23 protein-coding genes and 1 other RNA gene are annotated in these 23,829 nt (G+C 63.5%); 16 read left to right on the plus strand and 8 right to left on the minus strand.

Annotated features, from left to right (window positions below; genetic code table 11):
* Window positions 1-269: 269 nt before the first annotated feature.
* The 12 genes from ccoN to ABX298_RS02170 all read left to right on the plus strand — a co-directional run bounded on the left by ccoN (window position 270) and on the right by ABX298_RS02170 (window position 12,388).
* Entirely contained in the window at window positions 270-1,712 is a 1,443-nt protein-coding gene (gene ccoN, locus ABX298_RS02115; protein WP_015271137.1) for a cytochrome-c oxidase, cbb3-type subunit I, read from the plus strand.
* Window positions 1,712-2,320 carry a cytochrome-c oxidase, cbb3-type subunit II gene (gene ccoO / locus ABX298_RS02120; protein ID WP_013973496.1) on the plus strand — a complete coding sequence of 203 codons (609 nt, stop codon included), beginning with the start codon at window positions 1,712-1,714 and terminating at the stop codon, window positions 2,318-2,320. Before ccoN ends, ccoO begins: the two co-directional genes overlap by 1 nt.
* A 5-nt stretch (window positions 2,321-2,325) precedes the next feature.
* The gene (locus ABX298_RS02125) at window positions 2,326-2,517 is read left to right on the plus strand and encodes a CcoQ/FixQ family Cbb3-type cytochrome c oxidase assembly chaperone (RefSeq protein WP_003259925.1); all 192 of its coding nucleotides are present in this window, start codon (window positions 2,326-2,328) and stop codon (window positions 2,515-2,517) included.
* Window positions 2,514-3,491 (plus strand): cytochrome-c oxidase, cbb3-type subunit III, encoded by a 978-nt coding sequence (gene ccoP / locus ABX298_RS02130; protein ID WP_025340010.1) that lies wholly within the window; start codon window positions 2,514-2,516, stop codon window positions 3,489-3,491. Before ABX298_RS02125 ends, ccoP begins: the two co-directional genes overlap by 4 nt.
* 322 nt (window positions 3,492-3,813) lie before the next feature.
* The gene (gene ccoG / locus ABX298_RS02135) at window positions 3,814-5,229 is read left to right on the plus strand and encodes a cytochrome c oxidase accessory protein CcoG (RefSeq protein WP_085664018.1); all 1,416 of its coding nucleotides are present in this window, start codon (window positions 3,814-3,816) and stop codon (window positions 5,227-5,229) included.
* A 15-nt stretch (window positions 5,230-5,244) separates the two neighbouring features.
* Entirely contained in the window at window positions 5,245-5,769 is a 525-nt protein-coding gene (locus tag ABX298_RS02140; protein ID WP_075045875.1) for a FixH family protein, read from the plus strand.
* Window positions 5,770-5,918: 149 nt separating this feature from the next.
* Window positions 5,919-8,393: a heavy metal translocating P-type ATPase gene (locus ABX298_RS02145; protein WP_367394042.1), complete on the plus strand. Its 2,475-nt coding sequence runs from the start codon at window positions 5,919-5,921 to the stop codon at window positions 8,391-8,393.
* On the plus strand, window positions 8,372-8,587 hold the full coding sequence (gene ccoS, locus ABX298_RS02150; RefSeq protein ID WP_367394043.1) for a cbb3-type cytochrome oxidase assembly protein CcoS: 216 nt from the start codon (window positions 8,372-8,374) through the stop codon (window positions 8,585-8,587). The genes ABX298_RS02145 and ccoS overlap by 22 nt, the downstream gene beginning before the upstream one ends.
* The gene (locus tag ABX298_RS02155; protein WP_025340015.1) at window positions 8,580-9,263 is read left to right on the plus strand and encodes a sulfite exporter TauE/SafE family protein; all 684 of its coding nucleotides are present in this window, start codon (window positions 8,580-8,582) and stop codon (window positions 9,261-9,263) included. The genes ccoS and ABX298_RS02155 overlap by 8 nt, the downstream gene beginning before the upstream one ends.
* Window positions 9,264-9,482: 219 nt before the next feature.
* The gene (gene hemN, locus ABX298_RS02160) at window positions 9,483-10,865 is read left to right on the plus strand and encodes an oxygen-independent coproporphyrinogen III oxidase (protein WP_075045877.1); all 1,383 of its coding nucleotides are present in this window, start codon (window positions 9,483-9,485) and stop codon (window positions 10,863-10,865) included.
* Window positions 10,866-11,049: 184 nt separating this feature from the next.
* The gene (gene fnrA / locus ABX298_RS02165) at window positions 11,050-11,784 is read left to right on the plus strand and encodes a Crp/Fnr family transcriptional regulator FnrA (protein ID WP_015271145.1); all 735 of its coding nucleotides are present in this window, start codon (window positions 11,050-11,052) and stop codon (window positions 11,782-11,784) included.
* Between the two features lie 55 nt (window positions 11,785-11,839).
* Complete coding sequence (locus ABX298_RS02170) at window positions 11,840-12,388, plus strand: adenine phosphoribosyltransferase (RefSeq protein WP_009683910.1); 549 nt, start codon at window positions 11,840-11,842, stop codon at window positions 12,386-12,388.
* 135 nt (window positions 12,389-12,523) lie between these two features.
* Here ABX298_RS02170 and recR read toward each other — a convergent pair whose 3' ends face one another.
* From recR to dnaX, 3 genes are all read right to left on the minus strand, one after another.
* Window positions 12,524-13,126, minus strand: a complete 603-nt coding sequence (gene recR, locus ABX298_RS02175; protein WP_003259670.1) for a recombination mediator RecR — start codon at window positions 13,124-13,126, stop codon at window positions 12,524-12,526.
* A 293-nt stretch (window positions 13,127-13,419) separates the two neighbouring features.
* Entirely contained in the window at window positions 13,420-13,755 is a 336-nt protein-coding gene (locus ABX298_RS02180; protein ID WP_003259671.1) for a YbaB/EbfC family nucleoid-associated protein, read from the minus strand.
* A 64-nt stretch (window positions 13,756-13,819) separates the two neighbouring features.
* Window positions 13,820-15,892 carry a DNA polymerase III subunit gamma/tau gene (gene dnaX / locus ABX298_RS02185; protein ID WP_289514639.1) on the minus strand — a complete coding sequence of 691 codons (2,073 nt, stop codon included), beginning with the start codon at window positions 15,890-15,892 and terminating at the stop codon, window positions 13,820-13,822.
* Window positions 15,893-16,015: 123 nt separating this feature from the next.
* Between dnaX and ABX298_RS02190 the strand changes: the two genes are divergently transcribed.
* Window positions 16,016-16,783, plus strand: a complete 768-nt coding sequence (locus ABX298_RS02190; protein ID WP_317409109.1) for a transporter substrate-binding domain-containing protein — start codon at window positions 16,016-16,018, stop codon at window positions 16,781-16,783.
* 181 nt (window positions 16,784-16,964) lie between these two features.
* On the opposite strand, the gene ABX298_RS02195 is transcribed toward ABX298_RS02190, so the two are convergent.
* The gene (locus ABX298_RS02195; RefSeq protein ID WP_013973508.1) at window positions 16,965-17,240 is read right to left on the minus strand and encodes a hypothetical protein; all 276 of its coding nucleotides are present in this window, start codon (window positions 17,238-17,240) and stop codon (window positions 16,965-16,967) included.
* A gap of 359 nt (window positions 17,241-17,599) precedes the next feature.
* Window positions 17,600-18,088, minus strand: coding sequence for a DUF2938 domain-containing protein (locus ABX298_RS02200; protein ID WP_085664012.1), 489 nt, complete (start codon window positions 18,086-18,088; stop codon window positions 17,600-17,602).
* A gap of 82 nt (window positions 18,089-18,170) precedes the next feature.
* Between ABX298_RS02200 and ABX298_RS02205 the strand changes: the two genes are divergently transcribed.
* The 3 genes from ABX298_RS02205 (at window position 18,171) to ABX298_RS02215 (ending at window position 19,733) form a co-directional block, all read left to right on the plus strand.
* Entirely contained in the window at window positions 18,171-18,593 is a 423-nt protein-coding gene (locus tag ABX298_RS02205) for a helix-turn-helix domain-containing protein (protein WP_286100267.1), read from the plus strand.
* Window positions 18,594-18,731: 138 nt separating this feature from the next.
* Window positions 18,732-19,157, plus strand: a complete 426-nt coding sequence (locus ABX298_RS02210; RefSeq protein ID WP_085592845.1) for a hypothetical protein — start codon at window positions 18,732-18,734, stop codon at window positions 19,155-19,157.
* A gap of 249 nt (window positions 19,158-19,406) precedes the next feature.
* The gene (locus ABX298_RS02215) at window positions 19,407-19,733 is read left to right on the plus strand and encodes a hypothetical protein (protein WP_075045883.1); all 327 of its coding nucleotides are present in this window, start codon (window positions 19,407-19,409) and stop codon (window positions 19,731-19,733) included.
* Window positions 19,734-19,796: 63 nt separating this feature from the next.
* Here the strand turns inward: ABX298_RS02215 and ffs are convergent.
* From ffs to zipA, 3 genes are all read right to left on the minus strand, one after another.
* Window positions 19,797-19,893, minus strand: an RNA gene (ffs, locus tag ABX298_RS02220) — signal recognition particle sRNA small type.
* 329 nt (window positions 19,894-20,222) lie between these two features.
* Entirely contained in the window at window positions 20,223-22,553 is a 2,331-nt protein-coding gene (ligA, locus tag ABX298_RS02225) for an NAD-dependent DNA ligase LigA (RefSeq protein WP_367394044.1), read from the minus strand.
* Window positions 22,554-22,792: 239 nt separating this feature from the next.
* Window positions 22,793-23,683: a cell division protein ZipA gene (zipA, locus tag ABX298_RS02230; protein ID WP_015271153.1), complete on the minus strand. Its 891-nt coding sequence runs from the start codon at window positions 23,681-23,683 to the stop codon at window positions 22,793-22,795.
* Window positions 23,684-23,829 lie beyond the last annotated feature (146 nt).

The raw sequence follows: 23,829 nt of genomic DNA on the forward strand, positions 1-23,829 counted from the left end.
TCCGAAAGGAGCGAAGCAGACGCGGCGCGTAGCCTGTCGCCGTCCCGATAAAAAGCTTGACCGATCGATCAGAAAAAGGCGAAAAACGGTACACATTACAAATATTTATTTGTGTACAATCGTCCAGACCCGATCGCTGCGGGACATCAGTGAACGGGCTCGGGCACGGGTCGGCGTACCAAAGTTGCGTTGCGGTAACCCCGGTGGTTATCAATACTGGCGCCGATTTTTTCGACCAACAAGAACATCAAAACCGTGGAACCTTAGCAATGAGCACAGCAATCAGTCCGACTGCTTATAACTATAAGGTCGTCCGCCAGTTCGCCATCATGACGGTGGTCTGGGGGATCCTTGGCATGGGCCTCGGCGTCTTCATCGCCTCGCAGCTGGTATGGCCGCAACTGAACCTGGACCTGCCCTGGACCAGCTTCGGCCGCCTGCGCCCGCTGCACACCAACCTGGTGATCTTCGCCTTCGGGGGCTGTGCGCTGTTCGGCACCAGCTACTACGTGGTGCAGCGCACCTGCCAGACCCGGCTGATCTCCGACAGCATGGCCGCCTTCACCTTCTGGGGTTGGCAGGCGGTGATCGTCGGGGCGCTGATCACCCTGCCGATGGGCTACACCACCACCAAGGAATACGCCGAGCTCGAGTGGCCGCTGGCGATCCTGCTGGCCATTGTGTGGGTCACCTACGGGCTGGTGTTCTTCGGCACCATCGTCAAGCGCAAGACCAAGCACATCTATGTCGGCAACTGGTTCTACGGCGCCTTCATCGTGGTTACCGCGATGCTGCACATCGTCAACCACATCTCGCTGCCGGTAAGCCTGTTCAAATCGTACTCGGCCTACTCCGGCGCCACCGACGCGATGATCCAGTGGTGGTACGGGCACAACGCCGTGGGCTTCTTCCTCACCACCGGCTTCCTGGGGATGATGTACTACTTCGTACCCAAGCAGGCCGAACGCCCGATCTACTCGTATCGCCTGTCGATCGTGCACTTCTGGGCACTGATCACCCTGTACATCTGGGCTGGCCCGCACCACCTGCACTACACCGCCCTGCCTGACTGGGCACAGTCGCTGGGCATGGTGATGTCGATCATCCTGCTGGCGCCAAGCTGGGGCGGCATGATCAACGGCATGATGACCCTGTCCGGTGCCTGGCACAAACTGCGCACCGACCCGATCCTGCGCTTCCTGGTGGTGTCGCTGGCGTTCTACGGCATGTCCACCTTCGAAGGCCCGATGATGGCCATCAAGACCGTGAACTCGCTGTCGCACTACACCGACTGGACCATCGGCCACGTACACGCCGGCGCCCTCGGCTGGGTGGCGATGATCTCGATCGGCGCCGTGTACCACATGATCCCGCGCCTGTATGGCCGCGAGCAGATGCACAGCGTCGGCCTGATCAACGCGCACTTCTGGCTGGCTACCATCGGTACCGTGCTGTACATCGCCTCGATGTGGGTAAACGGCATCACCCAGGGCCTGATGTGGCGCGCCATCAACGATGACGGCACCCTCACCTACTCCTTCGTCGAAGCCCTGCAGGCCAGCCACCCTGGCTATATCGTCCGCGCCCTGGGCGGTGCGTTCTTCGCCACCGGCATGCTGCTGATGGCCTACAACGTGTTCCGTACCGTACGTGCCGCCAACCCGGCACAGGCTGAGGAAGCCGCCAAGATCGTCGTCGTGGGAGCGCACTGATGAAGCATGAAGCCGTCGAGAAGAACATAGGCCTGCTGGCCTTCTTCATGGTCATCGCCGTGAGCGTCGGTGGCCTGACCCAGATCGTCCCGCTGTTTTTCCAGGACGTCACCAACAAGCCCGTGGAAGGCATGAAGCCGCGCACCGCACTGGAACTTGAAGGCCGCGATATCTACATCCGCGAAGGCTGCGTGGGCTGCCACTCGCAGATGATCCGCCCGTTCCGTGCCGAAACCGAGCGCTACGGCCACTACTCGGTGGCCGGCGAGAGCGTGTGGGACCACCCGTTCCTGTGGGGCTCCAAGCGTACTGGGCCGGACCTGGCGCGGGTCGGTGGCCGCTACTCCGATGACTGGCACCGTGCGCACCTGTACAACCCGCGCAACGTGGTACCGGAATCGAAGATGCCGTCGTACCCGTGGCTGGTCGAGCACAAGCTCGACGGCAAGGACACCGCGAAGAAGATGGAAGTGCTGCGCACCCTCGGCGTGCCGTACACCGACGCCGACATCGCCGGGGCCCGCGACGCGGTCAAGGGCAAGACCGAAATGGACGCCATCGTCGCGTACCTGCAGGGTCTTGGCACCATCATCAAGAGCAAACGGTGACGCTGATGGATATCGGGATGATTCGCGGCCTGGGCACCGTCGTGGTGATGGTGGCCTTCGTGGGCCTGGCGCTGTGGGTGTTCAACCCACGGCGCAAGAAAGACTTCGACGAAGCGACCCAACTGCCCTTCGCGGATGACCCCGAAGCCAGCCGGCACGTCGAGCAAGCAAAAGCTTCTGGGAGCAAAAAACAATGACAACCTTCTGGAGTCTGTACGTTACCGTCCTGACCCTGGGCACCATCTTCTCGTTGACCTGGCTGCTGCTGTCGACCCGCAAGGGCCAGCGCGAAGAGGTCACCGACGAAACCGTCGGGCATGCCTTCGATGGCATCGAGGAGTACGACAACCCGCTGCCGAAATGGTGGTTCTGGCTGTTCGTCGGCACCATCGTCTTCGCCCTCGGCTACCTGGTGCTGTACCCGGGCCTGGGCAACTGGAAAGGCGTCCTGCCGGGCTACTCGTACCTGGATAACGACAAGCAGACCGAGTTTTCCAACGGCCAGCCGGGCTGGACCGGTGTGCACGAGTGGGAAAAGGAAATGGCCAAGGCCGATGCCCGCTTCGGGCCGATCTTCGCCAAGTTCGCCGCCATGCCCATCACCGAGGTGGCCAAGGACCCACAGGCCCTGAAGATGGGCGCGCGGCTGTTCGCTTCCAACTGCTCGGTGTGCCACGGCTCCGACGCCAAGGGTGCCTTCGGCTTCCCTAACCTCACCGACAACGACTGGCGCTGGGGCGGCGAGCCAGACACCATCAAGACCACCATCATGGGCGGTCGCCACGGCGTGATGCCGGCCTGGGCCGAGGTGATCGGTGACCAGGGCGTGGCCGATGTGGCCGCGTTCGTGGTCAGCAAGCTCGATGGCCGCACCCTGCCAGAGGGCGTGAAGGCCGATGCCGAGAACGGGCAGAAGATCTTCGCCGCCAACTGCGTGGCCTGCCACGGGCCGGAGGGCAAGGGTACGCCAGCCATGGGCGCGCCGAACCTGACCCACCCGCAGGCGTTCATCTACGGTTCGAGCTTTGCCCAGTTGCAACAGACCATCCGCTACGGTCGCCAGGGGCAGATGCCGGCCCAGGAGCAGATGCAAGGGAATGACAAGGTGCACTTGCTGGCGGCTTATGTGTACAGCCTGTCGCAGCAGGCCGAACCGGCCAAGGCCGAGTAAGGCAGGCCTGGCCTCTTCGCGGGTAAACCCGCTCCCACAGGTACTGCGCTCGCGTCAGGATCTGTGCGATCCCTGTGGGAGCGGGTTCACCCGCGAAGAGGCCGGTACTGAAAACACATTTGTTGCAGGCTCCATGATCTGGATCAATTGACACCTGCCATAACACGATTCATACCACGAACCCAACGCGACTAAAGGTCGCAGTGCAGCCCCATACTGCCATCAGCGGCGTATCATGGGCCGCAGAGCGCTAGCAGATTGCGCGAGACTGCGGCCGGCACGCACTGGCTGCGGCGTTTCTCCACTGCCGTGGGACTTGATGATGAGCAAGCAAATTCCGGTACATGACGTCACCCCGCCTGCCAACAAAGGGAAGGATTCCGTCGACCTCTACGCCTCCCGGGAAAAGATCTACACCCGTGCCTTCACCGGCCTGTTCCGGCGCCTGCGCATGGTCGGCGGGGCTGTGCTGTTCCTGCTGTACTTCGGCACCGTATGGCTGAACTGGGGTGGCCACCAGGCCGTGTGGTGGAACCTGCCCGAGCGCAAGTTCTACATCTTCGGCGCCACCATCTGGCCGCAAGACTTCATCCTGCTTTCGGGCATCCTCATCGTGGCCGCCTTCGGCCTGTTCTTCATCACCGTGTTCGCCGGCCGGGTGTGGTGCGGCTACACCTGCCCGCAAAGCGTGTGGACCTGGATTTTCATGTGGTGCGAAAAGGTCACCGAGGGCGACCGCAACCAGCGCATGAAGCTCGACAGAGCCCCCATGAGCGGCAACAAGTTCCTGCGCAAGTTCGCCAAGCACAGCCTGTGGCTGCTGATCGGCTTCGTCACCGGCATGACCTTCGTCGGCTATTTCTCGCCGATCCGTGAACTGGCCACCGAATTCTTTACCGGCCAGGCCGACGGCTGGGCCTACTTCTGGGTCGGCTTCTTCACCCTCGCCACCTACGGCAACGCCGGCTGGCTGCGCGAGCAGGTGTGCGTGTACATGTGCCCCTACGCGCGCTTCCAGAGTGTGATGTTCGACAAGGACACGCTGATCGTTTCCTACGACCCGCGCCGTGGCGAAACCCGCGGCCCGCGCAAAAAAGACCTGGACTACAAGGCCGCGGGCCTGGGCGACTGCATCGACTGCACCATGTGCGTGCAGGTCTGCCCCACCGGCATCGACATCCGTGACGGCTTGCAGATCGAGTGCATCGGCTGCGCCGCGTGCATCGACGCCTGCGACAACATCATGGACAAGATGAACTACCCCAAAGGGCTGATCAGCTACACCACCGAGCACAACCTGTCCGGGCAGAAGACCCACATGCTGCGCCCGCGCCTGATCGGCTATGCCGTGGTCCTGCTGGTGATGATGGTCGGCCTGGCCACCGCCTTCGCCACCCGTTCGCTGGTCGGTTTCGATGTGAGCAAGGACCGCGTGCTGTACCGCGAGAACGCCCAGGGCCGGATCGAGAACGTGTACAGCCTGAAAGTGATGAACAAGGACCAGCGTGACCACGTCTACGTGCTGGACGCCACCGGCCTGCCGGACCTGAAGCTTGAAGGCCAGCGCGAGATCCGCGTGGACGCTGGTGACATCGTCAGCCTGCCGGTGCAGCTGTCGATCGCACCCGAGAAACTGCCATCGACCACCAACGAAATCACCTTCATCCTCAAGAGCGCCGATGACAGCGACGCCCAGGTTGAAGCCAAGAGCCGCTTCATCGGCCCACAGATCCGCTGAGAGAGATAACCCACAATGCCTGCCACCGCCGCCAGCCCCTGGTACAAGCACCTCTGGCCCTGGATCATCATCGGCATCCTCGCCACCTCGGTGTGCCTGAGCCTGACCATGGTCAGCATCGCCGTGCACAACCCGGACAACCTGGTGAACGACAACTACTACGAGGCTGGCAAGGGCATCAACCGCTCGCTGGACCGAGAACTGCTGGCGCAGACGCTGGGCCTGAAGGCCGGCGTGCACCTGGACGAGCTGACCGGCGAAGTGGATGTGCGCCTGGCCGGCAACAGCGACCCGCAGAGCCTGGAGCTGAACCTGATTTCGCCAACCCAGCCGGAGAAAGACCGCAAGGTGCTGCTGAGCCGGGTCGAGGCTGGGCGCTATGTGGGGCAGCTGGAGGACAAGGTTGACGGGCGGCGCTTCGTTGAGCTGCTGGGTAGCGAAGGTGGCCAGGTTTGGCGCTTGTTCGAGGAAGAAAAGGTGGAGCATGGTGTGACCTTGCAGCTGGGTGATGAAGCGCTGCAAGGGGCCGAGCACCAATAAACGCACCTCCGCCGTTCCTTGTGGGAGCGGGTTTACCCGCGAATGCGTCAGACCTGAAAACATCATCGCCTGATCTGACGCATTCGCGGGTGAACCCGCTCCCACAGGTGCCGTGCCCAACCAGCCGATTTGTGTAAGGCAATGATGTGATGACCCAGCCCACCCCCTGCTACCACTGCGCCCTGCCCGTCCCCGCCGGAAGCCGCTTCAACGCCGTGGTCCTCGGCCAGCCCCGGCAGTTCTGCTGCCCCGGCTGCCAGGCGGTGGCCGAGTCGATCGTCGCCGGTGGCCTGGAGCACTACTACCAGCACCGCAGCGACAACAGCGCCAACCCCGAGGCCCTGCCCAAGCAGCTACAGGACGAACTGGCCCTCTACGACCGCAGCGACGTACAGCAAACCTTCGTTCGCCATGCTGGCGACCTGGCCGAAACCACCCTGCTGGTCGAAGGCATCAGCTGCGCCGCCTGCGGCTGGCTGATCGAAAAGCACCTGCGCAACCTGCCCGGCGTCGCCGAGGCGCGCCTGAACCTGTCCAACCACCGCCTGCTGCTGAACTGGCATGACCAGCAACTGCCGCTCTCGCGCCTGCTCGCCGAGCTGCGCCAGATCGGCTACGCCGCCCACCCCTATCAGCCCGACCAGGCCGCCGAGCAACTGGCCCGCGAGAACCGCAGCGCCCTGCGCCGCCTGGGCGTGGCCGGGCTGCTGTGGTTCCAGGCGATGATGGCAACCATGGCCACCTGGCCGGAATTCAACATCGACCTGTCGCCCGAACTGCACACCATCCTGCGCTGGGTGGCGCTGTTCCTCACCATCCCCATCGTGTTCTACAGCTGCGCACCGTTCTTCAAGGGCGCGGCACGCGACCTGCGTACCCGCCACCTGACCATGGACGTTTCGGTGTCGCTGGCCATTGGCCTGGCCTTCGGCGCCGGCATCTGGACCGCCATCACCGGCAGCGGCGAGCTGTATTTCGACACCGTGGGCATGTTCGCGCTGTTCCTGCTCACCGGCCGCTACCTGGAGCGCCGCGCCCGCGAACGCACCGCCGCGGCCACTGCGCAGCTGGTCAACCTGCTGCCGGCCTCGTGCCTGCGCCTGGACGCCGCCGGCCGCAGCGAGCGCATCCTGCTCAGCGAACTGCAGTGCGGTGACACGGTGCAGGTGCTGCCAGGCTCAGTAATCCCCGCCGACGGGCGCATCGTCGAAGGCCGCTCCACCGTCGATGAATCGTTGCTGACCGGTGAATACCTGCCGCAACCACGGCGGGTCGGCGAGCGGGTCACCGGCGGCACCCTGAACGTCGAAAGCACCCTGAACGTAGAAGTCGAAGCCCTCGGCCATGACTCGCGGTTGTCGGCCATCGTCCGCCTGCTGGAGCGCGCCCAGACCGAAAAACCACGCCTGGCCGAAATCGCCGACCGGGCCTCGCAGTGGTTCCTGCTGTTCTCGCTGCTGGCCGCTGCGGCTATCGGCCTGTGGTGGTGGCACCTGGACCCGGCCCGGGCGTTCTGGATCGTGCTGGCCATGCTGGTAGCGACCTGCCCTTGCGCGCTGTCCCTGGCCACGCCAACGGCGCTTACTGCGGCCACCGGCACCTTGCACAAGCTCGGCCTGCTGGTCACCCGCGGCCATGTGCTGGAAGGCCTGAACCAGATCGACACGGTGATTTTCGACAAGACCGGCACGCTGACCGAAGGCCGCCTGACCTTGCGCAGCATTCGCCCGCTCGGCAGCCTGCCCGCCGACCGCTGCCTGGCCCTGGCCGCAGCGCTGGAGAACCGCTCCGAACACCCCATCGCCCGTGCCTTCGGCCGCACCGCCACGCCTGCTGACGACGTGCAGACCGTGCCGGGCCTGGGCCTGGAGGGGCTGGTCGAAGGCCAGCGTCTGCGCATTGGCCAGGCCACCTTCGTCTGCGCCCTGAGCGGCGCGGAAATCCCCGGCGTGCCAGAGCCGCGCGGCCAGTGGCTGCTGCTGGGCGACCGTCAGGGCCCGCTGGCCTGGTTCGGCCTGGACGACCGCCTGCGCGACGATGCCTCTGCCCTGCTGGCGGCCTGCAAGGCCCGTGGCTGGCGCACGCTGCTGCTGTCGGGCGACAGCTCGCCGATGGTTGCCGAAGTGGCCGCACAGCTGGGCATCGACCAGGCCATCGGCGGCCTGCGCCCGGACGATAAACTGGACCGGCTGAAGGCACTGCAGGCGGCCGGGCGCAAGGTGCTGATGCTGGGTGACGGGGTCAACGACGTGCCGGTACTGGCCGCCGCCGACATCAGCATTGCCATGGGCAGCGCCACCGACCTGGCCAAGACCAGCGCCGACGCCGTGCTGCTGTCCAACCGCCTGCAGGCGCTGGTACAGGCCTTCGAGTTGGCCCGCCGCACCCGCCGCAACATCCTCGAGAACCTGCTGTGGGCGACCTTGTATAATGGCCTGATGTTACCGTTCGCCGCGCTTGGCTGGATCACCCCGGTTTGGGCAGCCATCGGCATGTCGGTCAGTTCACTGATCGTGGTACTCAACGCCCTGCGCCTGACCCGCCTGCCCCTGGCATCGGGCCTGCCAGCGAACGAAGCGCCCCTGCCCGGGAGGAAGTCGTCATGCCCGCACTCTATGTCATGATCCCCGCAGCCCTGCTGCTGGTCGGCGTGGCCGTGTACATCTTCTTCTGGGCGGTGGACAGCGGCCAGTACGACGACCTGGAAAGCCCTGCCCACAGCATCCTGTTCGACGACCAGGACCCGCGCCATCAGGCGGCGGTGAAACCTGACGACAGCAAGACCGACACCGACAAGGAAAACCCGCCCCGTGCCTGACCTGCTGCCTCTGCTGGGCTCGGCGTTGGTCCTCGGCCTGCTCGGCGGCGGCCACTGCCTGGGCATGTGCGGCGGCCTGATGGGCGCGCTGACCCTTGCCATACCACCCGAACAACGTGGCCGGCGCTTGCGCCTGCTGCTGGCGTACAACCTTGGGCGCATTCTCAGTTATGCCTGTGCCGGCCTGCTGCTGGGCCTGGCCGGCTGGGCCGTGGCCAGCAGCCCGGCGGCGCTGGCACTGCGGGTGGTGGCGGCGCTGCTGCTGATCGCCATGGGGTTGTACCTGGCCGGCTGGTGGAGCGGGCTGACCCGCATCGAGGCGCTGGGCCGGGGGCTGTGGCGGCATATCCAGCCAGTGGCGTCGCGCTTGCTGCCGGTGTCCAGCGTGCCTCGGGCGTTGTTGCTGGGGGCCTTGTGGGGGTGGTTGCCGTGCGGGTTGGTGTACAGCACCTTGCTGTGGGCGGCCAGCCAAGGCAATGCCGGGTACAGCGCGGCGCTGATGCTGGCGTTCGGCGTGGGGACCTGGCCGGTATTGCTGGCTACCGGATTAGCCGCGGAGCGGGTAAACATTTTGTTGAAAAGACGCAGTGTGCGGGTGGCTGGCGGGGTGCTGGTGATGCTGTTTGGTATCTGGACCATGCCGGGGCCGCATCAGCACTGGTTGATGGGGCATTGAGGGGGCTGCTGTGCAGCCCAATCGCCGGCAAGCCAGCTCCCACAGGTACTGCACAAGGCTTGAGGCTTGCACGGCCCCTGTGGGAGCTGGCTTGCCGGCGATTGGGCCGCACGGCGGCCCCCGCTTGCACCGCCGATTCCCCTTGATACAAATCAACACAGATTCCTACAGACGGCCATAGACTCCGGGGCACTGCTGCTCTTTCCGGGGACCGCCCTCATGCTCGACGACCTTCGTTGGGATACCGACCTGATCCGCCGTTACGACCTGGCCGGACCACGCTACACCTCTTACCCGACCGCCGTGCAACTGCACAGCGAAGTGGGCTCGTTCGACCTGCTCCACGCCCTGCGCGAAAGCCGTCGGGCCGCGCGCCCGCTGTCGCTGTACGTGCATGTGCCGTTCTGCGCCAACATCTGCTACTACTGCGCCTGCAACAAGGTCATCACCAAGGACCGCGGCCGCGCCGCGCCCTACCTGCAGCGCCTGGAGCAGGAAATCCAGCTGATCGCCTGCCACCTCGACCCTAAACAGCGTGTCGAGCAACTGCATTTCGGCGGCGGCACGCCAACTTTCCTCAGCCATGTGGAACTGCGCCAGCTGATGGCCACCCTGCGCCAGCACTTCCACCTGCTGGACGACGACTCCGGCGACTACGGCATCGAGATCGACCCGCGCGAAGCCGACTGGTCGACCATGGGCCTGCTCCGCGAACTGGGCTTCAACCGCGTCAGCCTGGGCGTGCAGGACCTCGACCCGGCCGTGCAGCGCGCGGTAAACCGCCTGCAGAGCCTGGAGCAGACCCGCACCCTGATCGAAGCCGCGCGCACCTTGCAGTTCCGCTCGATCAACCTCGACCTGATCTACGGCCTGCCCAAGCAAACCCCGGAAGGCTTTGCCCGCACCGTCGAAGAAGTGATCCGCCTGCAACCCGACCGCCTGTCGGTGTTCAACTACGCCCACCTGCCCGAGCGCTTCATGCCGCAACGGCGCATCGACAGCAATGACCTGCCCAGCGCGGCCGCCAAGCTGGAGATGCTGCACGCCACCATCGACCAGCTGACCGCAGCCGGCTACCGCTACATCGGCATGGACCACTTCGCCCTGCCCGACGACGAGCTGGCCATCGCCCAGGAAGAAGGCACCCTGCAGCGCAACTTCCAGGGTTACACCACCCATGGGCACTGTGACCTGATCGGCCTGGGCGTTTCGGCCATCAGCCAGATCGGCGACCTGTACTGCCAGAACAGCAGCGACCTCAACACCTACCAGGACAGCCTGTCCAACGCCCAGCTGGCTACCCAGCGCGGCCTGGTGTGCAACCACGACGACCGCATCCGCCGGGCAGTGATCCAGCAACTGATCTGCCATTTCGAGCTGGATTTCGAGCCGATCGAACAGGCCTTCACCATCGATTTTCGCGGCTACTTCAACGACCTCTGGCCAGAACTGCTGACCTTGCAGCGCGACGGCCTGATCCGCCTGGACGACAAAGGCATCCGCATCCTGCCGGCCGGCCGCCTGCTGGCGCGTTCGGTATGCATGGTGTTCGACGCCTACCTGGCGATGCACAACCGCCAGCGCTTCTCGCGGGTGATCTGAACCGAGTCGTTCAACCGCATGGACAAAGTTCCTTGCCAGGCACACCATGGGCACAGCGAAGGCCCCGGCGCACACCCGCCGGGGCCCGGCCAGTTCGCACCACAACAGCGCACGCTGGCCTACAACCTACGCCGTGAGTTACCCTTACGTCTTATGTGTGCTTTCCCACAAGGATCGAATGAAAATGTCCGAGCCAGTCAAACTGCGCCCACACAACCAGGCCCATTGCAAGGACTGCAGCCTGGCCCCCCTGTGCCTGCCTCTGTCGCTCAACCTGGAAGACATGGATGCACTGGATGAAATCGTCAAGCGTGGGCGGCCGTTGAAAAAAGGCGAGTTCCTGTTCCGCCAGGGCGACAATTTCGGCTCGGTCTACGCGGTACGTTCCGGCGCGCTGAAAACCTTCAGCCTCAGCGACAGCGGCGAAGAGCAGATCACCGGCTTCCATCTGCCCAGCGAGCTGGTCGGCCTGTCGGGCATGGACACCGAAGCCTACCCGGTGTCGGCACAGGCCCAGGAAACCACCTCGGTGTGCGAAATCCCGTTCGAGCGCCTCGACGAGCTGTCGGTGCAGCTGCCGCAGCTACGCCGCCAGCTGATGCGGGTAATGAGCCGGGAAATCCGCGACGACCAGCAGATGATGCTGCTGCTGTCGAAAAAGACCGCTGACGAGCGTATTGCCACCTTCCTGGTCAACCTCTCGGCGCGCTTCCGCGCCCGCGGCTATTCGGCCAACCAGTTCCGCCTGAGCATGTCGCGCAACGAAATCGGCAACTACCTGGGCCTGGCGGTGGAAACCGTGTCGCGGGTGTTCACCCGCTTCCAGCAGAATGGCCTGATCCGTGCCGAAGGCAAGGAAGTGCACATTCTCGACCCGATCCAGCTGTGCGCGCTGGCCGGTGGCGCAATGGAGGCCTGAGGCCGGCGTTTAGCGGGTATACTTGGGCATTCGTTTTCCCAGGATACCCGCAACAATGCACAGCGACGCCTTCGACCTCAAAGCCCTGATCCGCCCGGTAGTGGACTTCCCCAAACCGGGCGTGATCTTCCGCGATATCACCCCGCTGTTCCAGTCGCCGCGCGGGCTGCGCTATGTGGCCGACCAGTTCATCGAACGCTATGTCGAAGCCGAGTTCAGCCACATCGGCGCCATGGACGCGCGGGGCTTCCTGATCGGCTCGATCATCGCCCACCAACTGAACAAGCCACTGATCCTGTTCCGCAAGCAGGGCAAGCTGCCGGCTGACGTGCTGAGCGAGGGTTACCAGACCGAGTACGGCGAAGCCTTCCTGGAAGTGCATGCCGACAGCCTGTGCGAAGGGGATTCGGTGTTGATCTTCGATGACTTGATTGCTACTGGCGGTACGCTGCTGGCAGCGGCCAACCTGGTGCGCCGGACCGGTGCGCAGGTGTTCGAGGCGGCGGCGATCATCGATCTGCCGGAGCTGGACGGGTCGCGCCGGCTGCAGGCGGCCGGGGTACCGACTTTCTGCCTGACCGAGTTTTCGCTCAGCGAATACTGAGTATTCGAGGGCGCTTTGCGCCCTATCGCCGGCAAGCCAGCTCCCACAAGTACGGCGCTGCCATCAGCCCTGCGGCAACCCTGTGGGAGCTGGCTTGCCGGCGATGGGCCGCAAAGCGGCCCCAACAATTCTCGATCAGAGCGAAATCGGCCGACGCCCCGCAAACGCATGGGCCAAGGTCCCACCATCCACCAGCTCCAGCTCGCCGCCCAGCGGCACGCCATGGGCAATCCGCGACGCCACCAGGCCCTTCTCGCTCAGCAACTGGGCAATGTAATGCGCCGTCGCCTCCCCTTCCACCGTCGGGTTGGTCGCCAGGATCACCTCGGTGAAGGTGCCCTGCTCCTCGATCCGCGCCATCAGCTGCGGAATCCCGATCGCCTCAGGCCCCAGCCCGTCCAGCGGCGACAAGTGGCCCTTGAGCACGAAGTAGCGGCCACGGTAGCCGGTCTGCTCCACTGCATACACATCGGTCGGCCCTTCGACCACACACAACTGGGTATCGTCACGGCGCGTGTCGGCGCATTGCGGGCACAGCTCCTGCTCGGTCAGGGTGCGGCACTGACGGCAATGCCCAACCCCCTCCATGGCCTGGGTCAAGGCCTGGGCCAGGCGCAGGCCGCCGCTGCGGTCACGTTCGAGCAGTTGCAGGGCCATGCGCTGGGCGGTTTTCTGGCCGACACCCGGGAGAATTCGCAGGGCATCGATCAGTTGGCGGATGAGAGGGCTGAAGCTCATGGGAAAGGCCTGACAAATCAATAAGAGGCGGTTTATACCCAGCGGGGGCAGTGGCGTCAAATCAGCCATGCGACCTACGCGGTCCGCTTTTTTGTGGGAGCGGCCTTGTGTCGCGAAAGGGGCGCGAAGCGGCCCCGGGATTTCAGCCTCGCAGCGTGAATTGCCGGGGCTGCTGCGCAGCCCTTTCGCGACACAAGGCCGCTCCCACAAAAAACAGACCGCGCCTGGGTTGAAATCTCTGTAAAAAAAAACGCCGCTGTCATCAGCGGCGGTTTTCGATAACGCAAATGCCCTTAGAACGGCATCTTGAAGCCCGGCGGCAGCTGCATGCCGGCGGTCATGCTGCCCATCTTGTCCTGGCTGTTCTGCTCGACCTTGCGCACGGCGTCGTTCAGCGCGGCGGCGATCAGGTCTTCCAGCACTTCCTTGTCGTCTTCATCAGTCGACATCAGGCTTTGGTCGATGCTGACACGCTTGACGTCGTGACGACCGGTCATCACAACGCTCACCAGGCCACCACCGGACTGGCCGGTGACTTCGGCGTTGGCCAGCTCTTCCTGCATCTTCTGCATCTTTTCCTGCATCTGCTGGGCCTGCTTCATCAGGCCGGCCATGCCACCTTTCATCATGGGGGTATACCTCGATTGGGTCATGTGATGCGGCCCGGCACCGGGCCGGCCGCATGGTTATCCGTTACTGGCCCTGATTAACCAGGGCTTCTACAGGCTCAATAGTATCCTGCCGCACCTTGGCGCCGAACAACTTGATCATCTGCTGGATCAACGGATCCTGCTCGATCGAGGTGACTGCGTCCTGCTGGCGCTCGGCGCGTTTGCGCGCCGCTGCCTGGGCCGGGGTTTCCTGCTCGGGCAGGATCAGCTCGATGCGCAGGTTCAGCGTGCGCCCCAGGTGCTGGTTGAGCGCTTCGTTGAGGCGCCGCTGCTGGGTGGCGTTGAACAGCGCACCCTGGCCAGGGTCCAAGTGCAGCAGCCAGTCGTCGCCATCGGCGGCAATCAACGTACAGTTTGCCGCGATGTTGCCTGTCATCCCGGATACAGGCAACTGTGGGAATAATTCCAGCCATTGCAGGGCCAGGCCGGTGGCCGGCTTGGCGGCGGGCAGCGGTTCGGCTGCCGGCTTGGGTGCTTCTTCCTGGACGTGTTCGGCCAGTTCGTCCAGGTAGCTGAAGCCGACCGGGTCGCTTTCGCCGCCGTAATAGTCTTCGTCCAGGGGCGGTTCATCGTCGCGGTCCATGCCTACTGCGGCATAAGCGGACGGGTCGAAAGGTGGCTCGTCGTCGTGTGCCGGGGCGGCAGGAGCCGGCGTGGGTGCAGGGGGCGGAGCAGGAGCCGGCGCAGGCTCGGCCACTACCGGTGCGGGCGCTGGCGCGGGCTCTTCCCATGGCAGGTCAACCACCTCTGCCACAGGTTCTGGTGCTGGCTCAGGTTCACTGACCGGGGCAGGTTCAGCCGCCACCACAGGCTCGACAACCGGCTGTGGCGCTGGCTCGACAGGTGCGGGCGCCTGCACTTGTTGCGCGGCAACCGGTGCAACAGGCTCCACGACAGCAGCGGCCGGCGGCGCCACGGCAACCGCCGGCGCTGCCACCGGTGTTGCAGGATCAGCTGTGGCCTGGCTGATCCCCACTGGCTTTAGTACCGGCTTCGGCGCGTCGTCGGTGTCGGCCGGGCGGAACGCCAGCATGCGCAGCAGGACCATTTCGAAACCACCGCGCGGATCCGGCGCCAAGGGCAGGTCACGGCGGCCGATCAGGCCCATCTGGTAATAGAACTGCACATCCTCGGCTGGCAATGCCGAGGCCAGCGCCAGCACCCGCTCACGGTCGCCCTGGCCGTTGTCCACCGCTTCCGGCAGCGCCTGGGCAATGGCCACGCGGTGCAGCACATTGAGCATCTCGGCCAGCACGCCAGCCCAGTCCGGCCCCTGCTCGGCCAGGTTGCGCACGGCCTCGAGCAAGGCCCGGGCATCGCCTTCGAGCAGCGCCTGCAGCACCCCGTAAACCTGACCATGATCGAGGCTGCCGAGCATGGCCCGCACATCGGCGGCCAATACCTTGCCTTCGCCAAAGGCGATGGCCTGGTCGGTCAGGCTCATGGCGTCGCGCATCGAACCATCGGCCGCGCGACCCAGCAGCCACAGGGCATCCGGCTCGAACGGCACGTTCTCGGCAGCCAGAACATGGCTGAGGTGCTCGACCACCCGCTCCGGGCTCATGTTCTTCAGCGAGAACTGCAGGCAGCGCGACAGGATGGTGGCCGGCAGTTTCTGCGGGTCGGTAGTGGCGAGGATGAACTTGACGTAGGGCGGCGGCTCTTCCAGCGTCTTGAGCAAGGCGTTGAACGAGTGGGTCGAGAGCATGTGCACTTCGTCGATCAGGTAGACCTTGAAGCGCCCACGGCTCGGGGCGTACTGCACGTTATCGAGCAGTTCGCGGGTGTCCTCGACCTTGGTGCGGCTGGCGGCGTCGATCTCGATCAGGTCGACGAAACGGCCTTCGTCGATCTCCCGGCACACCGAGCAGGTGCCGCAGGGCGTGGAGGTGATGCCGGTTTCGCAGTTCAGGCACTTGGCGATGATACGGGCGATGGTGGTCTTGCCCACACCCCGGGTACCGGTGAACAGGTAGGCATGGTGCAGGCGCTGGTTGTCCAAGGCATTGATCAAGGCCTTGAGCACATGGGTCTGGCCGACCATTTCGCGGAACGAGCGCGGACGCCATTTACGTGCAAGAACCTGATAACTCATCGAAAAACCATCGTAGCCTGATCGAGCGGAAGATCGCTAATGCTAGCGGAGCGGGGGCAAAATTGCACCCTGCGCAAGTCGTCTAAGCTTTGAAACTGGCGCGCCATCCAGGGAGGATTGCCTTTGCGAAGACTGCTGGCCCTGTTGCTGCTGTGGAGCACCTACAGCCAGGCTGAACAGCCCGTGTTGCGTTTTTCTGTCGCCGAGAGCTGGAGCATGCCGCTGGTGCGCATCGAAAGCGACCAGCCGGTAGAAGGTTTGCTGTACGACCTGATGCAGGCCTTGGCCAAGGAGGTGGGCGTACGCCCCGAATACCACGTCATGGCCCGCCTGCGCCTGCAGGAGGCGATGAACAGCGGTGATATAGATGTGCGCTGCTATGTCAGCACCCAGTGGTTCAATGATCGGCCGGGGGATTTTGTCTGGAGCATCCCGCTGCTGCACCAGCGAGACCTGCTGGTAGGCCGCGCTGGCGACAGTACTCCGCTGCCCCCGGAGCAACTGCCTGCCCAGGCGATCGGCACAGTGCTTGGCTACACCTATTCGACCTTGCAACCGCTGCTCGACCAGGGCCGCCTGCACCGCGAGGACAGCCGCAGCCAGTTGCTGGTGCTGCAGAAGCTGCAAGCCGGGCGCTATCGGCATGCGGTAAGCAACCAGCTGTCGTTGCAGTGGTTCAACCAGGGTCTGCCCGCCGAGCAGCAATTGCAGGCGCTGGCGGTGCTAGAGGACCAGGACCTGGGGTGCATGGTACGCAATGACCCGGCGATACCGACCCAAGGGCTGCTGCGGGCACTGGTGCGGATGAAGCAGTCGGGGGAGATCGAGCAGATTGTGCAGCGGTATGGGGGGATGGGCAACCAAGAACCCATGTCTGTGGCTCGCCCCTGAGCCACGCATACCTGATGAAAGACAAACCCGCCCGAAGCTTGCACGCCCGCTGTGGGAGCGGGTTCACCCGCGAACACCGGCAAAGCCGGTGCCATCCATCGCGTCGCGTTCTTCGCGGGTAAACCCGCTCCCACAGGGTTAATTGATATCCCTGCTATCTCTACTTACTCCAAGGCCGACTTCACTGGCTTCTACGCTCAACTGCCAGTGCCACAGCATCCGCCTGCCCCCAGGCAATCTGCATGGCCCGCAACCCGTGCTCCAGCAACTGCCGCGTCTCCTCGTCCTGGATACGCTCCAGCGCCCGCCGGCTGTCGCTATAGGCAAACATCAGATAGTGGGTGACATTCATCAACGCGAACTCCATCGGCACGATGCCTTCGCTGATGGCGCGGGAAAGGGATTTACCTTGGGGAAGCTCGAAGACGTGGGGTGGATCGGGGACTAGTTTTTTCATGGGTTCACCATACCGGGCTGAGAACACCCTTTCGCTTCCACACGTAGGGCGACAGTTGTACGCGGGGTGGAAGACCAGGGGTATGGTGAGCCCGGCAGGCCGGAGGCCTCCCACGTACAACTGTCATGACGACAGCCACCACACCCCAGGCTTCCACACCCGATCGCTGAACCGACAGCGACCGCAAAAGCCTAGTGGGTGGTGATTCCCGGGACAATCAGACGGGAGTCGACGCAGTGCGTAGGATATTTCGACACCTCCTACAGAAAAAGCGGGAAATTGCCCTGACCGTTGTAGGAAGCATCCTGAAAGCAGATCGCATTACTGCTACCGATTGCTCGTCTTGAGGAATGTCGCTCTCACACAGCCGCAACCAAACCCGCACTCAAGAACATCCCCACGCCAAACACAGAATGCGTGGCCAGGCTCTTCAGGCAGTTGCGCGCAGGCGTCGGCGTCCTCGACGCAAAGAACCCCGCACCCATCGCCGGTTGCATGAAGCACAAAGGCGCCACGACCGTCACCACACCAACAACCAGCGCAGGCAACAATGTAGGTGCCAGCAACCAGCCCTCCCCCACGATCATGACCAGCAGCATCGCGAACAGCACGCCGATGGCGTAATGAATCCCCCATCCCAACGCCAGCTCATGCCGCACCGGTTCCGCCTTGGCAATCGCCTGGTGCCGCACACGCCCGTGCAGTAAATGCCCCGCCCAACGCCCGACCATGGCGAAGTTCAGCGTGGCGACACCCATCCGCCTCAGCAGCAGCCCCCACAAGTCCATCACCATCGTGGCACCGATACCAATTGGCAAAGCAGCGGAAAACATCGCAGTAAACGTCATTGAACAAGCCCTCGAAGATTGACGGTCATCACCATGCCGCGCAGCATAGAAGTTGAAGTCAACTTCAAGTCAAGGGCCCGAAATGGACATTGCCGACGTCGCCAAACGCACAGGCGTACCCGCCTCGACGCTGCGCTACTACGAGAAGAAAGGCCTGCTCAAGTCACTCGCCGGGCCTGGCCAGCGGCGGCAGTTCGCAGCCGATGTTGCAGACCGGCTGGCGTTGATCGCCCTGGGCCAGGCTGCGGGGTTTTCGCTGGATGAAGTGGGAGCAATGCTGGTGGACCTGCAGGTCGACCGGCAGATGCTGATCGCCAAGGCCAACGAACTGGATGCACGGATCAGGCGCTTGCAGGCGATGAGCAAGGGCTTGCGGCATGCGGCGCAGTGCCCTGAGGAAGATCATCTGGAATGCCCGAAATTCCAGCGGCTGATGAAGCTGTCGGCGGCGGGGCATGGAAAAAAACAGGGCAGTTCAACAGTTGCCTTTAAGCGGCCAGGATAAAACCACCATCTGGATGCATCAACATCTGAATAGATGTAATGGCAATACGATATCAATGCGCCACTACTCAGTGTAGAGTTACGCGCCTCCGCGCCAAGCCGTGCGCCGAGAACAGTACTTACACTCAGGAAATGTTGCATGTCCACAATTCGAAATCTGACCGCTGCCGCACTGATAGCGCTGACCACTGGTTGTGCTACCGGCCTCAATTCGGCCCAAGAGTCGGAACTTGCCAGCTATCGCGCCAGAAACCTCGCGGTTGAAGAAAAAAGCCCAGGGCTTGCTGCCGGCCTTGGCCTGCTTCCAGGTGGTGGTTCGTTCTACGGTCGCGCATATGGCTTTGGTGTGGTGAACCTGCTGTTCTGGCCGCTTTCCATTCTGTGGGACCCGGTGAGTGGGCATGACGCTGCAGAGATGATCAACTACCAAGCCAGCAAAGCCCATGTTGCAACGCTGAAAAAGCACGACATGGACGAACTCGATGCCAAGCTGGAATCCGACTCGATCGACCTCAAACGCTACACGCTCGACAAACGCAGGATCGATGAGAAGTACAACCTGTAAAGGCATCTGCCGCACAGCGCAACGCTCGGCCTGAGGTCTGTACATTCCTGACGATGCCGCGACGCGGCCTTTTCCATAGTTGAAGCCATACATGATGTATGGCTTCCGTTGACCTTGAATTCGCTGTGCTCGCCTGCGAGGCGCCCGTCACTCATCAAGATCGATGATAGGTAATATCGATATTTGCCCGTTTTCTATCAGCCAAATGAAATGGAAAATAGCGCCTGAACTCAAATCTGGAACCGTCTGATGCGCTTTCTGCCTCTTGCTGCTGCCTCCTTCACTCTCACGCTGCTGGCGGGGTGCGCATCCGCGCCTAACCAGCCGACAAAGGAGTTGCTGACCGCGAAATCTCCAGAAGCTTTTTCCGCCTGCGTCATGCAGAAGTTGCAAGAGAATCAGCAATCGCCGAACGTTACCCATACGAGCCGAAGCTATCGCGTGATCCTGAGCAGCCCTGTTGCGGCGGACAATGTGATCGAGACGTTCAAAGGGGACACGGGCGGGAAAGTCTACGTTTATCAGCGAGGGCTCTTTTCTGAAAACCTCGTTCGCGTAGCTTCTCAATGCGCTTGAGGAGAAGTCGAGTAGGGTAATGCGAGGAATCCTTGAAAATTCAAGGACCTGAAATGGAGGCGGCCCCACCAGCCACACCCCGGCACTCGATGTTCCCGCTATGGCTGCTCCCTTCCGGGCCTGACCAGGTTAACGGGTAATCAATGCGGGGGGACCGATGGGGCCACCACTACAAGGCTCGCTGAACAGCGAGTGGCGCCATTGTACCGGTCTTGGGGGCAGATACAACCTCTGGAGGAGAAAAAGTCATCATTTCTCAATGACTTGTCCGGGCCGGGGTGGCCTGGAGCTGCCAATTCGCGGGTGAACCCGCTCCTACAGGGTTAGCGCTGACAGCAAGACCAGCGCAGGACCTGTGGGAGCGGGCGTGTCGAGGCGTCGAACCGCCGCGAAGCAGGCGCCGCGGTGGATGGCACGGGCTTCGCCCGTGTTCGCGGGCATGCCCGCTCCCACAAGGACCGCGCAAGCCACAGGGGATTGCGCAGGGCGTTAGACAGCGATGCCCTGCTCGCCCAGGAAGGTGACGAAGGCATCTTCATCAAGTACCTTCACGCCCAACTCGCTGGCCTTGGCCAGCTTGGACCCTGCCCCCGGCCCCGCCACCACGCAGTGGGTCTTGCCGGAAACCGAACCCGCCACCTTGGCCCCCAGGCTTTCCAGCTTTTCCTTGGCGATATCACGGCTCATGCGTTCCAGGGTGCCGGTCAGCACCCAGGTCTGGCCGGCCAGCGGCAAGCCTTCGGCGACTTTCTTCTCGCTGCTCCAGTGCATGCCGAACGCCAGCAACTGTGCCTCGATGTCCCGGGCCAGCTTCTGGTTGGCTTCATCCTTGAAGAACTCGCGCACGGCTTCGGCCTGCTTGGCCGCCAGGGCCTGGCGCAGGTCGATGCCGTCGGCGGCGATGATCTTGTCCAGGCTGTCGAGCTTGGCCACCAGCTTCTCGGCACCGGTCGGTCCAACCGAGGCGATGTCGAGCTTGGCGATCATGCCGGCCAGGGTGGTGCTGGCGGCAAACTCGGCAGCCAGCTCGCCTTCGTCCTGCAGTTGCATGCCGCTGTCGAGCAACTGCTTGATGACCTTGCGGTTGTGCTCGTCCTCGAAGAAGTTGTGGATCTCGTACGCCACCTCCAGGCCGATGTCCGGCAGGTAAGTGAGCACTTGCGGCAGCGCTTGCTGCACGCGCGCCAGGCTGCCCAGCGAGCGGGCCAGCACCTTGGCAGTCTCCTCGCCTACGTCCGGGATGCCCAGGGCGTAGATGAAGCGCGCCAGGCCAGGGCGCTTGCTGGCTTCGATGGCATCCAGCAGCTTCTTGCTGGACACTTCGGCAAAACCTTCCAGGCCGACGATCTGGTCGAATTCCAGCTTGTACAGGTCGGCCGGCGAGCCGATCAGGCCTTCGTCCACCAGCTGCTCGACGCTCTTCTCGCCCAGGCCGTCGATGTCCATGGCGCGGCGTGACACGTAGTGGATGATCGCCTGCTTGAGCTGGGCGCCACAGGCCAGGCGACCGACGCAGCGGTACACCGCGCCCTCGCTGGTGGTTTCCTTGCCCTTGCTACGCTTGACCAGCTGGGTACGCTCGACCTGCGAGCCGCATACCGGGCATTCGCTCGGCACCTGCACCGGGCGCGCATCTTCCGGGCGGCGCTCCAGCACTACCTGCATCACCTGCGGAATCACATCACCGGCGCGGCGGATGATCACCGTGTCGCCAATGCGCAGGCCCAGGCGGGCGATTTCGTCCATGTTGTGCAGGGTGGCGTTGGACACGGTCACACCGGCGACCTTGACCGGCTTCAGGCGTGCCACGGGCGTTACCGCGCCGGTGCGGCCGACCTGGAACTCGACATCCAGCACCTCGGTCAGTTCTTCCATGGCCGGGAACTTGTGGGCGATCGCCCAGCGCGGCTCACGGGCGCGGAAGCCCAGTTCACGCTGGGCGGCCAGGCTGTTGACCTTGAACACCACGCCGTCGATTTCGTAGGGCAGGCTGTTGCGTCGCTCGCCGATGTCGCGGTAGTAGGCCAGGCATTCTTCGATGCCAGCGGCATGCTTGAGTTCGCGACTGATCGGCAGGCCCCAGGCCTTGAGCTGCTCGAGGATGCCGATGTGGCTGTCGCCGATGCTCGCGGACACCTGGCCGACGCCATAGCAGCAGAATTCCAGCGGGCGGCTGGCGGTGATTTTCGAGTCCAGCTGACGCAGGCTGCCGGCGGCGGCGTTGCGCGGGTTGGCGAAGGTCTTGCCACCGGCTTCGGCCTGGGCGGTGTTGAGCCGATCGAAACCAGCCTTGCTCATGTACACCTCGCCGCGCACCTCCAGCACCGCCGGCCACCCCTCGCCTTGCAGCTTGAGCGGGATGTTGCGCACGGTACGCACGTTGGCACTGATGTCTTCGCCAGTGGTGCCGTCGCCACGGGTGGCGCCCTGCACCAACTGGCCGTCGCGGTACAACAAGCTTACGGCCAGGCCGTCGAGCTTGGGCTCGCAGCTGTAGTCGACCGCACCGGGCTGGTCGAGGCCGTCTACCACGCGGCGGCCGAACTCACGCAAGTCTGCTTCTTCGAAGGCGTTGCCCAGGCTGAGCATGGGCACTTCGTGGCGTACCTGGCTGAACGCAGCCAGGGCTTCGCCACCCACGCGCTGGGTGGGCGAGTCGGGAGTTACCAGGTGCGGGTGTTCGGCTTCAAGCGCCTTGAGCTCGTTGAACAGGCGGTCGTATTCGGCATCGGGCACGCTTGGCTCATCGAGCACGTAGTAGCGGTAGTTGTGCTGGTCGAGCTCGGCACGCAGTTCGTGGATACGGGTTTCGGCGGTCATGGGATTTGTCTTCTCTTGCAAAGCAAAAGAGCAGCCTGGGGGTGGGTGCCGGGGGCTTAAGGTATTTATTGCCTGTGCCGGCCTCTTCGCGGGTAAACCCGCTCCCACAGGGACATCACAGCCCTTGAGGTTTGTGGTGTCCCTGTGGGAGCGGGTTTACCCGCGAAGAGGCCGGCACAGGCGATAACAACACCTGAACCGACCAGCACGCCCTCAGGCTGCTCTTTCGTCTGGATCTGTCAGCGCTTCTGGGTCAGCGCACGGCGCTCGAACTCGACGATGCGCTGGCGGTAGTGCTCGATGGTCTGGGCGGTCAGCACACTGCGCTGGTCGTCCTTGAGCTCACCGTTCAGTTCGTGCGCCAGCTTGCGCGCCGCAGCCACCATCACGTCGAAGGCCTGCTTCGGATGACGTGGGCCCGGCAGGCCGAGGAAGAAGCTCACCGCGCGGGTGCTGAAGTGGTCGATGTCGTCCAGGTCGAACACGCCGGGCTTGACGGCGTTGGCCATGGAGAACAGCACCTCGCCGTGACCGGCCATGCTCTCGTGACGGTGGAAGATGTCCATTTCGCCGAAGCGCAGGCCGCTTTCCAGAATGTTCTGCAGCAGCGCCGGCCCCTTGAAGCCACCCTCGTCGCGGGAGATGACGCTGATCACCAGCACTTCCTCGGCCGGCGGCAGCTCCTTGACGCTGCTGCTGGCAGGCGCCGCACCGTTGCTGCGGGTGTTTTCCGCGGCAAAGTCGTCATCGCTGTCGGCAAACAGGTCGGGCTCGCGTGGCTCGGCGCTCAGGTTCAGGTCGCCCTGCTGTGCATCCGCAGCAGCGGTGGCGCGCTTGCCACGCTTGGCAGCCTTGGCCGGCTTGGGCTCGCGCTCGCGATCACGCGCAGAAGCACTGAGCGACGGCAGGTCGCTTTCGTCCAGCTCAGGCTCCTTGTGGGTATCCAGCACCCGCGAAGGGCCAAGCACTTCGGCATTGCCCTCTTCGTCCGGCAGGTTGGAATAACTGCGATCCAGACGGAATTTCAACTTGCCTTTCCCGCCGCGCATGCGGCGCCAGCCGTCGAAAAGAATCCCGGCAATGACAATGATGCCGATGACGATCAGCCACTCGCGCAGACCGATTTCCATGTAATCCCGTGCCTCTATAAAAATATGCTTGAAAACAAAGGGTTCAAAGCCCTTTAACACGTGGCGCCAACTCTATGTTCTGACAGGCGTTTTACCCACGCAAAAAACGAGTGACATTAAGCTAGCACGACCAAAGACAACTTTAC

This window comes from Pseudomonas sp. X4 (assembly GCF_040784925.1).
Lineage (GTDB): Bacteria > Pseudomonadota > Gammaproteobacteria > Pseudomonadales > Pseudomonadaceae > Aquipseudomonas > Aquipseudomonas putida_Z.